The 9736-nt window shown below is 64.1% G+C and carries 11 protein-coding genes; 3 read left to right on the plus strand and 8 right to left on the minus strand.

Annotated elements, in window-relative coordinates; translation table 11 throughout:
• Nucleotides 1-32: 32 nt before the first annotated feature.
• Both QZ266_RS09930 and QZ266_RS09935 read right to left on the minus strand, forming a co-directional pair.
• On the minus strand, nucleotides 33-656 hold the full coding sequence (locus tag QZ266_RS09930) for a PilZ domain-containing protein (protein ID WP_295694640.1): 624 nt from the start codon (nucleotides 654-656) through the stop codon (nucleotides 33-35).
• Nucleotides 657-715: 59 nt separating this feature from the next.
• Complete coding sequence (locus QZ266_RS09935) at nucleotides 716-1276, minus strand: PAS domain-containing protein (RefSeq protein WP_295694641.1); 561 nt, start codon at nucleotides 1274-1276, stop codon at nucleotides 716-718.
• A gap of 206 nt (nucleotides 1277-1482) precedes the next feature.
• Here QZ266_RS09935 and QZ266_RS09940 point away from each other — a divergent pair, with 206 nt between their 5' ends.
• Nucleotides 1483-2379 carry a hypothetical protein gene (locus QZ266_RS09940; RefSeq protein ID WP_295694642.1) on the plus strand — a complete coding sequence of 299 codons (897 nt, stop codon included), beginning with the start codon at nucleotides 1483-1485 and terminating at the stop codon, nucleotides 2377-2379.
• Nucleotides 2380-2913: 534 nt separating this feature from the next.
• Here QZ266_RS09940 and QZ266_RS09945 read toward each other — a convergent pair.
• The 4 genes from QZ266_RS09945 to hfaA form a co-directional block, all read right to left on the minus strand.
• Complete coding sequence (locus QZ266_RS09945) at nucleotides 2914-3180, minus strand: hypothetical protein (protein ID WP_295694643.1); 267 nt, start codon at nucleotides 3178-3180, stop codon at nucleotides 2914-2916.
• Between the two features lie 180 nt (nucleotides 3181-3360).
• Complete coding sequence (gene hfaD, locus QZ266_RS09950) at nucleotides 3361-4599, minus strand: holdfast anchor protein HfaD (RefSeq protein WP_295694644.1); 1239 nt, start codon at nucleotides 4597-4599, stop codon at nucleotides 3361-3363.
• Nucleotides 4514-5518 carry a holdfast anchoring protein HfaB gene (gene hfaB / locus QZ266_RS09955; RefSeq protein ID WP_295694645.1) on the minus strand — a complete coding sequence of 335 codons (1005 nt, stop codon included), beginning with the start codon at nucleotides 5516-5518 and terminating at the stop codon, nucleotides 4514-4516. The genes hfaD and hfaB overlap by 86 nt, the downstream gene beginning before the upstream one ends.
• Nucleotides 5505-5933, minus strand: coding sequence for a holdfast anchoring protein HfaA (gene hfaA / locus QZ266_RS09960; protein WP_295694646.1), 429 nt, complete (start codon nucleotides 5931-5933; stop codon nucleotides 5505-5507). The genes hfaB and hfaA overlap by 14 nt, the downstream gene beginning before the upstream one ends.
• 156 nt (nucleotides 5934-6089) lie before the next feature.
• On the opposite strand from hfaA, the gene QZ266_RS09965 reads away from it, so the two are divergent.
• Nucleotides 6090-6767: a rhomboid family intramembrane serine protease gene (locus QZ266_RS09965; RefSeq protein WP_295694647.1), complete on the plus strand. Its 678-nt coding sequence runs from the start codon at nucleotides 6090-6092 to the stop codon at nucleotides 6765-6767.
• Here QZ266_RS09965 and QZ266_RS09970 read toward each other — a convergent pair whose 3' ends face one another.
• Together QZ266_RS09970 and QZ266_RS09975 are read right to left on the minus strand one after the other, a co-directional pair.
• On the minus strand, nucleotides 6768-7334 hold the full coding sequence (locus QZ266_RS09970) for a GDYXXLXY domain-containing protein (RefSeq protein ID WP_295694649.1): 567 nt from the start codon (nucleotides 7332-7334) through the stop codon (nucleotides 6768-6770).
• Nucleotides 7331-8641, minus strand: a complete 1311-nt coding sequence (locus QZ266_RS09975) for a DUF2157 domain-containing protein (RefSeq protein ID WP_295694651.1) — start codon at nucleotides 8639-8641, stop codon at nucleotides 7331-7333. The genes QZ266_RS09970 and QZ266_RS09975 overlap by 4 nt, the downstream gene beginning before the upstream one ends.
• 207 nt (nucleotides 8642-8848) lie before the next feature.
• Between QZ266_RS09975 and QZ266_RS09980 the strand changes: the two genes are divergently transcribed.
• Nucleotides 8849-9277 carry a CBS domain-containing protein gene (locus QZ266_RS09980; protein ID WP_295694653.1) on the plus strand — a complete coding sequence of 143 codons (429 nt, stop codon included), beginning with the start codon at nucleotides 8849-8851 and terminating at the stop codon, nucleotides 9275-9277.
• Nucleotides 9278-9736 lie beyond the last annotated feature (459 nt).

Here is a 9736-nt window from a genome sequence, read left to right on the forward strand (position 1 = left end):
AAAGGCGGACAAATTATCGATCGGTGACTCGTTCAGGCTGCTTCATGGCCGCTCGCGTCGGCCTCAGGCGGATCGAACACGACCGCGAACCCGTTGTCCAGAATGCGAGCCACACGTCCTGACATCTCCCCGACACGCAGGGCTTCGCCAACCCGCGGTCGCTCGAGGCATTCAAAGGCCGCACCGGTCACCGAGACATCGACGACATTGGCCTGGATGACCACACCATCGGACAGCAGGATCTTGGCCCGGCCACGTCCCGGCTTGCGCGGGGCCGTGCGGTCCTCATCCAGACCGAGGCGGTCCTTGTTGAAGCGCCAGGTGATTGCGTCGGCCAGCTTGTCACGCTTGCGCAGCGGAGCGTTGAAGCGGATCGAGATTTCGTCACCGGCCTGGCGCACGATCTGACCTTCAATACGGCCGATCGATGTGACCATCAAAACCACACGCGTGCCGTCAACCATCCGCATGCGGGACACAATGCGGGCTCCGCCGGGTGAGATGTCGATCAGGCGACAGGCATGCTCGCCGCCGGCCTCGGACCAGAGACGGCCATGCAATTGCAGGGGGACGCGCGCGTGTCGGCGGCGCTCCTGGGCGCCGCGGGCAGCGATCTTGATTTTGCGACGGTCGAGCCGGCCGTATTCGTCATGCATAGCGATGAGCTCCTGCGAGCCCACACTCTTAGGTCAAAGGCGTTAAAAAGGTTTTGCGATCACTGATCGTTTGCGACCTTTTTTACACCTGAGCGATCATCCACGGCGAGGCCCGGGAAGATATGCCCCGGCATGGCCGGCGGGTGGATCTCCCGCAGTGATGTCCGCACGACGGGACGGCCCTTGAAGGCGTCCGTCGTATCGAGCGGCTGGAACAGGCCCAGCGTGCGGTCGATCGTGCAGGAGGGGCCGCGCAATGGCAGGAATGAAATCTCGACCGGCAATTGATGCATGTCGAGCGAGTTGGCGCGGGCGATGACCGACGCCGGCGCGCAGCCGGTAATCGACGCTTCCAGCACGGCCTGGACATGGGTGCGGTCATGGCCGCGCCACAGGGACAGGAAGTTCTGTTCCCGGAATTCGCGCTGATAGAGATCGCACAAATGTGTGCCGGCGAGTCGGAAGATATGGTGTTGCGGATCGGCACGCCACAGGATGAAGACATAGCCGAGCAGGCCCGCAATATCCTGCGGTTCGATATCGGCACGATGCGGGGCTGCGCCGCCCTGGCGTCGGGTCTGCCAATAGGCATGCAGGGCCTTTGATTGCGCGTGGCGCATGAACGTCTCCACTCTTCTCATCGCTTCGCGGCGTGACACACCGGTCATCGCCAAGGCCTGTCCCGCTTCAAGAACGGGGCCATACGCCTGAGGCGGGAATGCGCGGATTGCGGCTTCTTCAGCGAGGCGAAACCGGCGTTCCGGCACGCGACGGGGAATTGGCCCTGCCTTTGCAAGGACGGGGGCAATACGTAAGGAGCACGACCATGCGCGTTTCAGCCCGGCACGCCTTTTTGATCCCAGCGAGCGCTGCGTTCGCCCTGTTTGCTGCCCCGGCTTCGGCCGGAGCTGTCGGTGGACCGGGTGATGGCTGCTGCACGCCGCCGCCTCCGCCGCCTTCCTGCTGTACGCATGGTGGCGGCCATACGGTCAATGTCCCGAACATCAATATCCATGGCGGCAACATCAATGTCGGCGTGAATGTCTCGACCCGGGTCAATGTGAACACCAATGTCAATGTCAACGCATCGGCCAATGCCAATGCGGGCGCCAACGCCCGTGCCGGCGCGGGTGCGGGGTCGGTCACCTATATCGGTGGAGGCTCCTACACGCCGATGACGACGGCTCCGGCCGCGACCGCGATCACCGGTCTCAATGTGGTCGGCGTCGAGGAAGAGTACGAGTACGAGTATTACGAGGAAGAGCGGACCCGTTGGGTCGAGGAATGGCGCGTCGTGCGCGCCGTTTGTGTTGATGACAATGGCACGCCGCACCCGGCTTCGCGTGTCGATGCCGAGGACCGGGTTGGCGCGGCCTATGATGGCGAGCTGTTCCGCTGTGTCGCCGGTACCGCCATGCAGACAACGATCGGCTGGGTCATTGACGGTGTCTATAACTGGGACGAGGCCCCGACCATCATGTGCCGCAAGGGCGAGGCCCTGCGTCATACCGCTGGCGGCAATCTGCGCTGCGAAACCCAGATCCCGCGCCGTAATTGCAATGAGCGCTCGCTCCTGCGTGTGCACGGCCCCGGCGTGAAGCTCGTCTTCATGCGACGCGAGGAGCGCTATACCGAGCGTGTCCGCCGCGAGGTCGAGCGCGAGAGCAGCCGCACGGTCTCCATGACCCTCATGCTGGATGGCGGCGTCGGCGGCTATCGCTGATCCGCATTCGAAGACAACATCATCCACTGACTGCCCCGACCTGATCCAGGTCGGGGCATTTTTTTGTCCCCGGGCAAACACCAGTATCGCCACGACGCGTTCGCCTGGCGGTTTGGGCCGTTGAGGGGTGCGAGTTGCCTTGCCGGTGCCTTGCTATGGACGTGTATGTGGGTGGCGCCGGGGGCACCTCGCACACGGAGATTTGCTCGAGGCCGTTTCCGGCCCCGTCTCGAAACCGATGGGGTGAAGCAGTCGAGCTTTGTGCTGCCGTCCCATCGATGGCCACGCCGGGTTGGTCTGGCGGTGATTCCAGGCAACCGGACGCGCTCCGTCCTCCCAACGCCCCCGGATCACCAATCCGGGCCTCGAGTGACGCGGGACAGGGGGATTATGGGATGGGTGAGAAGGGGGGCGGACAAGTTTTGTGATTTTTTTTCTGGCAACGCCGCTTTCCCTCTCCCTTGGGAGAGGGTCAGGGTGAGGGGTAAATCCCGGAGAGAGCAGGAGGGTTCCCCCTTCATTCAGCCGCAATCCTCAAAGCGGAAAGTCACGCTCCGGATCAATACCGGCTGATTCGAGATATTTCCGCATTGCGCGGACTTCGTCCTTCGGCAGGCTGTGATGGGCGTGGTGGAAGTTGGCGGTGTGGCCGTTCAGCGTGACCGAGAATTTGGCACCGCTGCGTTCGTGCAGCTCGGCACCAAGGTCTTTGAGCAGGCCTTCCAGATCGGCGGCGGCCAGATTGGCCGGCTCGGGATGGGCGAAAAGGGCATGCAGGGTCTTGCGGTGTTTGTGATTCATGTGGGTGTCCTCCGTATTCCCTTCAGGCTACTCCCGCCAGCGCTGCGCCGAGATGTGACGAAAGCGCCTGCGTCGCTCTGCCTCAGGTCAAGGGGGGAGAGGGGGGGTGCCGCACAGAAAAAAGCCCCGATCGCACAACACGCGACCGGGGCCAAGTTTTCCCAAGGCTATGGGATGTCTTCAGTTGCCCGACTGCGGGTTCACTGTTTGATAGGTGGCGGAATTGCCGATCGCTGTGGCCGCGCCGGACAGGACGCCGCCCGTATTCATGCGGCCGGTGACGATCGAGCTGACCGCGGCATTATTGGTCTGATTGGTGTTGCCCCACGCCGTGACCGGGCATTCGGAACAGACATAGGTGGTAGCGGCATTGCCAAAGGCGGTCGCCGAGACCAGGGCCGAGCCGCCGGCATCGCCGTCCAGATTGGAACGGGCGATCACAGCCGCATTATTGGTCTGGTCGAGGCCCATGAAGGCATCGGCGCCGATATTCGAAATGATGGCGGAATTGCCGACACCCTCGGCCGACACGCTCAGCACGTCGGCGTCGAAATTGCCGACCAGGATTTCCGACTCGGCCGTGACGGCCCCGTCATTGTCCTGCTCGCCCTGGTTATGGGCATAGCCGTTCTCATTCTGCATCCAGACCGAATTGCCGTTTGCTGAGGAGACCACGGTTTGCGTGCGCGCTGTGCCGCCGGCATCGGTGCGAGCGCGTGCCGTGACGTCGCCGCGATTGTCCTGGTCGACATCAACGACCTGGGACGGGCCATTGTAATAGCCCTCCAGCTGCGCCGAATTGCCATTGGCCGCACCGAGCACGGTCGCCGCATATCCCAGCCCGCCATCGGGGGCGAGGACATATCCGTCCGCCGTGACATCGGCGCCCGAATCCTGACGCAAGGCCAGATTCGTGTCGCTGCCATAGGTGGTGCCCTGGAAGGCATTGGCCGAGGCCGTCGCCGAGGTCACCGAGGAGATCGCATAGCTGCCGACTTCCAGCTGCGCCGTCGCATTGACGGTCGAGCCGTCGAGCGCGGTCTGGCTGATCGCGGCATCCATGCCATTATCATTGATCACGCTGGCCGAATTGCCCATCGCCGAAGCGGTGGTTACGGCAGTGCCGTCGACCATCATGGCACGCGTTTCCGCGCGGGCGTCAACCGAACCGGAGAAGGTCTGGTCGGACTGGATGTCATGGCGCTCCACAACGTCGACGGTCAGTGCATTCGCGGCACCGATGGCAGACTGGGACACGGCATCGGCCTGGTCCGTCTCACCGGTCGTCACGACCGTGATCGCGGCGTCCAGATTGACCTGGCCGTTGAGGATCTCAGTCGTATCGTCCGCGAAGATAGGTGCGCACGTGATCGTCGCGGCGCTCATGCCCGCGATCAACATTGCTGCGCGCTTGGACATTGGAGGTCTCCCGTTGACCGTAGGTGTGGGTGGCGCTGACGCCGCCAGTGATGTTGGAATGGCTGCCTGTCCTGCCGCCGATCGGATCGGAATAGGTGCAGGCTGCGGCCGGGTCGACGCCATACATTTGCGCCGAAATTTCAAGGACGGCGCGCTCGATCACCGAACGCACGGCCAGCTGGACCGGCTCGAGCGAGCGGCCACCGCCGGAGATGTCGATCACCGCATCATCCCAGAAGGCAAAGACCCCGGCCGAAATCTCGCGGCCGACGATCTGCTTCTGGTAGGAGATGACGTCGACCGTCTCCATCGTGCGCGTCTCGTTGAGGCGCAGATCGAGGCCGATATTCATCACCCACATGCGGCGGTTGAAGACGCCGGTCGGATCGCTGTCGATCCGGTCGCCACCCAGGACATCAATGCCCGAGGAGCGGATATTGTAGTTGAGCTCGGTAATGCCGCCGACCAGGTGATAGTCGGAGCCCGGCAGCGAGGCGGCATGGATCTGGCGCTGGGTGCCATTGTCGCCGATCAGCGAATTGTTGGCATAGCGCAATTCCAGTTCCGACACCGAGGTGTCGAAACGCTCGACCAGGCGGACACCGGCCTTGGCAAAGGCCGAGATCGCCATCAGCGAGGCGCCCTGGGTCACCGCGGCACCACCTTCGAGCGAGGCGCGGCCGGTATAGTCGGCGAGGCGCCCCACGGCGATGCGCGGCGATTGCAGATCATTCTGTCGGGCATAATTGGCGAGGCAGACCAGCGCTTCCGAATAGGGGGTCGGATTGGCGGTCACCGGTGCGCCACCGATCGGGGTCGCATAGTTTCCGTCTGCACCCCCGGTGCGCGCCGTGGTCGCACACCCGGTCAGCGCCAGGGCGCTGGCGAGTGTCGCCATCAAAAGCTTAGTCTTGGTCATTGTCCGTACTCACATTGCCTTGGGCCTGTGCGCTGGCGTTGATGTCGCCATTATTGATTTGGTTGGAATTCACGATGACCGTGTTCCACTGGCCGCTCACATTGACATTGAGCTGATTGCCAATTGCGGAGGCGTTTGCGCCGACGCCGCCGCCAAACAGGCCGGTCTGGGTGGAAACCCCGACACCGGTCTGGATGATTCCGTCAATGATCACGCGATTGCCGGCGCTCGAGCGGGCTGCCGCTCCGGCGCTGGCGGTGGCGCCCGACCAGGGCTGGCTCGCCTGGGCCGATGTGCCACCATAGGGCTGCTCCCAGCCGGCCGTCGTCTGAACCTGCTGAGCCTGGGCCGCTGCCGAAAGGGCTGCGAGGGCAAAAGCGGCACCGATCGCGGTGGGGAAGCTGCGCGTTTTCATTGTCTCATGTCCTTTTAGACGCGAATTCTGGGTCTGGAGTTGCAACGCGCGTGCCAGAAAGTGTGCCGTCCTAAGTGCGTTCCCCTGCAGGGGGAATCGTGTCGCCCTTGACGGGTGAATGCCTGAATGGGCCAGTTGGAAGCGGGAGTTGAGACGATGAGTGTGCCGGAGCGGGACGAGTTTGACGGTCCGTGGTCACGCAGGCCGCCGCCGCGACCGCCGGTCTTCAACGCCATGCCGCCGGCCGTCCTGCTGATTGCGCTCAGCATTGTCAGCGTGTCCCTGCTCGGCCAGGTCTGGCCTGACTTCCAGCGCTGGGTTTTCAATGCGGGCGTGTTCATTGCCGCCGAGCCGGGCGCCGCTCTTCCGCGTCAGCCATTGGGGCCGGTCGCGCCCTTCTTCCTTCACGTCTACATCCATTTCGGCCTGTTCCACATCGCCATGAATCTGGCCATTCTGGTGGCCACGGGGCGAGCGGTTGGCGAGCGCCTGGGCTATGGATTGCGCGGCTCGGCGGGCTTTCTGCTTCTCTTCTTCACATGCGCGGTGACCGGCGCGGCGTTGGAAGCCATTTTCCATCAAGGCACACCCACGACGATGGGCGGGGCATCGACTGCCGTCTCCGGCCTTATCGCGGCTGCCGGCTGGGTGCGGGGTGGTTGGCGCGGGATGGCCCGCCTGGCCTTGCCCTGGATTGCGATCAATATTGTGATCGGTCTGGTTGGCGACCTGATGCCGATCCCGATTGCCTGGCTGGGCCATATCGGTGGCACGCTTGGCGGGATAGTGCTGACGCCGCTGGTGATCGCCGTCTTTGCCGAGGACCGTGCGTGATCACCAGATCCGGTCGATCTGACGCTCACCATCGATCTCGAACCCCTTGATCATCAGCTGTCCGGACCCGGTCAGCGACACGATGACCCGGACGCGGTCCTCATCCGGGCCGCCGGCGCGCAACATGTCCTGCAGGGCGAGAGCGTCCGTGCGGTCGGCATAATAGCGCTCGATATTGAAACGGGCGTGCAGGAACCCGTTCTCAAAGGCGACCCGCCCTTCGGCCACCAGACCGGTCCCGGGATGGGCGCTGTGGATGGCGACCGGCCGGGCCAGCCCGTCCGCCCCGATCTGCAGCGTCACGAAGACCGGCTGATCCCGCTCGAACGTGTCATCACCGGCGAGCGTTTCGGGGTCCAGCATGTTCAGCGGCGTGCGGATCTGGGCGTAATGGCCGAGGAAAATGTCGCGCGGATCATAGCCGTCCACCGTCATGACCAATTCCGTCCCCTGGCTGCGGGCATTGGCATGGCTGGCCAGCATGAAGACCAGGAATGCGGACATCAAAGCCGCGACCAGGCCGAGCCGGCGGATCGGGTTTTTCGGAGTGGGGGTGTGTACACTCATGACGCCACCTCCCCATGGTCCGGCTGCACCGGTCGGTGTTTGCGGATCTGCCAGATCACGAAGCTTGCACCGAACAGGATCAAACCGCCCACGAAGAAGAAAAGGGCGGTGTCGAGCAGGCCTTCGAAGGTCTCGGCATAGACATAAAGGGTTTGCAGCACGAATCCGGTGACCCCGCAGACCCGCAACAGGCCGCGGCCATGTCGGTCACCGATCAGGATGAGGGCGGTAAAGGCGGCATAGAGGAGGGCGCCGATGGCCATGCGCAAAAGGATGGGTGCCGGGGACAGGTCGGCGAGGATCAGTGGCAGGGCCGCGATCGCCAGTCCGGCCGCGATCAGTATGCCACCTTCCCACCGGGTCAGGCGTCCGCGCATGATGCGCCAGCCCGTCAGGGCCAGGATGACGGCCAGGGCGGGAAGGGCGAGGCCGAGATAGGCGGCACTGGCCGGCGCCTCGCTGCCCGGGCGTCCGCCATCCAGCGGGAATTGTATCAGGAAGGCGGCGACCAGCGTGATCACCGTCATCCAGCCGGCGACGACGCCGCTGCCCGGAATGGCGCGGTCGCGGAGGACGGAGGCGGCCAGGGCCAGTGCACCAAAGGTCAGGATGGCGATCGCCTGCACAGCGGGGTCGCTCATCGGGTGGGCCCGCTCCCACACATAAAGTGCGTGCGCGATCCAGAGGGCCACGGCGATCGTGGTCAGATGCATGGACACGTTCGAGCGCAGCCGGATTGCCATCAACGCACCGGCGGCCGCGACCGGCCAATAGCCCCAGATCGACCCCGTGACATAGGGATTGGCTGCTTCCAGTCCGGCCCAGAGCGCGCCCAGCCCGGTGGCGAGGATGAGGACCGGCCGGGAACCGGTCAGCCAGGCGGTGAGGCCGCCCGCAGCCGCCCAGATCAGGACCGCGGTATTGCGGAAGGACGTCATGTTGAAGGTTTGCGCGGTCAGCATGATGGCGGCCCCGAACAGGACCACGCCCAGCAGGCTCAGGGCATGGCCCAGCGCGGCGTGTCCGCTCCGGAAGGCCTGGGCGCCGCCCAGCAGGCTCGCCCACAGGCAGGCAAGCAGCAGGGCGAAACGGGCGAGACGGGGAATCGCATCCCAATTGGCGCCGACAAAGGTCAGCGCCGACAAGCCAAGCAGGGCGGCGCCGAGAATCGTCAGGACTCCCAGGGCCGAGGGGCGTGACGGGCCGGGCCCGATATCGCCCAATATGCTGTCGCGATAGGCGGCATCAATCCATCCGGCACGAATCCAGCGGTCGATATCGCGTCCCAGGCGTTGGCGGTATTGCATCGGCGACCCTCCGCAAACCCGGTCCGACGGGCCGGCCGGGCGTTGCCAGCAGAGTGGCGGAGGGGCGGGAGCGTGTCCACGAAAGCCTCATTCACATCCTGACGGGGCGGGGCAGGGCGGGACCGGACGGGGATCGCCCGGTTCGCCGACTGGGGCGTTCACCCGGTTTGTGGTATGGTGCAACTGTAACCGGATGGGAGGGTGGCCATGCGAGTCGAGGCCATACTGAATGCCAAGGGGCGTGACGTGATCACGATCCGTGAAATGGCGACCCTGGAAGACGCCTCGCGCCTGCTTGACGCCCATGGCATAGGCGCGCTCCTGGCCGAGGATGGCCAGGGGCGTCCGGTCGCGGTCCTGTCCGAGCGCGACATCGTGCGGGAAATGGCCCTGAATGGGGCCGCCTGCCTGCACCGGCCTGTGGCCCACGCCCTGACCGCCGCCTTCATCACCGCCGGCGCCGATGCCAGCCTCAATGATCTCATGATGCTGATGACCGAGCGGCGCGTTCGGCATATCCCGATCATTGAGGGCGATGCGCTTCTCGGCCTCATCTCCATCGGGGATCTGGTCAAGGCGAGACTCGCGGATATGGAAGCCGAGGCCGAAGCGCTGCAGGCTTATATCCGCTCCTGAGCCCTGGCTCCTGAGTCCTGGCTCCTGGGCGCCAGACAGCGATCTGCACACGGTATGACCCTTGTGTGACACGGCATTCCGGACAGGCCCTGCATTGCTCTGCAGAAATCTCGTGAAAGGGGGGTTGCGTCCTGCGTGGCGTCCTGTAGAACCCCGCTCACACCGGCGCTGCCGCAGCGGTTTTCCCTTGCGGTCCAGCGTCGTTTGCTTATTATACGAGGTCTTGTCGTTTTTCTAAGTCAGGTCGGCGCGTCCAATACGGCGCTCCGGGCAGTGAAATTTTCGCCGGTTTTCGAGCCACTGAAGATCAACTGCACGACCCTGAAAAACGCGATTGACTTCGAGAATGGGGCGGCCTAAACACCGCCCTCCTTGGCCGGGGCGGCAGTGATGTTCAGCTCTGGTTACGGGTTTAGCGACTTCGGTTGTTTTGGCCCGGCTCTTTGACATTGTTGTTAT

Source organism: uncultured Maricaulis sp. (genome assembly GCF_905480005.1).
Classification (GTDB): domain Bacteria; phylum Pseudomonadota; class Alphaproteobacteria; order Caulobacterales; family Maricaulaceae; genus Maricaulis.

What these genes read in the sequence shown, in the direction of transcription:
- QZ266_RS09930 (WP_295694640.1), bottom strand. Translation starts at nt 656, where the DNA reads ATGCATGACGAATACGGCCGGCTCGACCGTCGCAAAATCAAGATCGCT.
- QZ266_RS09935 (WP_295694641.1), bottom strand. Translation starts at nt 1,276, where the DNA reads ATGCGCCACGCGCAATCAAAGGCCCTGCATGCCTATTGGCAGACCCGA.
- QZ266_RS09940 (WP_295694642.1), top strand. Translation starts at nt 1,483, where the DNA reads ATGCGCGTTTCAGCCCGGCACGCCTTTTTGATCCCAGCGAGCGCTGCG.
- QZ266_RS09945 (WP_295694643.1), bottom strand. Translation starts at nt 3,180, where the DNA reads ATGAATCACAAACACCGCAAGACCCTGCATGCCCTTTTCGCCCATCCC.
- hfaD (WP_295694644.1), bottom strand. Translation starts at nt 4,599, where the DNA reads ATGTCCAAGCGCGCAGCAATGTTGATCGCGGGCATGAGCGCCGCGACG.
- hfaB (WP_295694645.1), bottom strand. Translation starts at nt 5,518, where the DNA reads ATGACCAAGACTAAGCTTTTGATGGCGACACTCGCCAGCGCCCTGGCG.
- hfaA (WP_295694646.1), bottom strand. Translation starts at nt 5,933, where the DNA reads ATGAAAACGCGCAGCTTCCCCACCGCGATCGGTGCCGCTTTTGCCCTC.
- QZ266_RS09965 (WP_295694647.1), top strand. Translation starts at nt 6,090, where the DNA reads ATGAGTGTGCCGGAGCGGGACGAGTTTGACGGTCCGTGGTCACGCAGG.
- QZ266_RS09970 (WP_295694649.1), bottom strand. Translation starts at nt 7,334, where the DNA reads ATGAGTGTACACACCCCCACTCCGAAAAACCCGATCCGCCGGCTCGGC.
- QZ266_RS09975 (WP_295694651.1), bottom strand. Translation starts at nt 8,641, where the DNA reads ATGCAATACCGCCAACGCCTGGGACGCGATATCGACCGCTGGATTCGT.
- QZ266_RS09980 (WP_295694653.1), top strand. Translation starts at nt 8,849, where the DNA reads ATGCGAGTCGAGGCCATACTGAATGCCAAGGGGCGTGACGTGATCACG.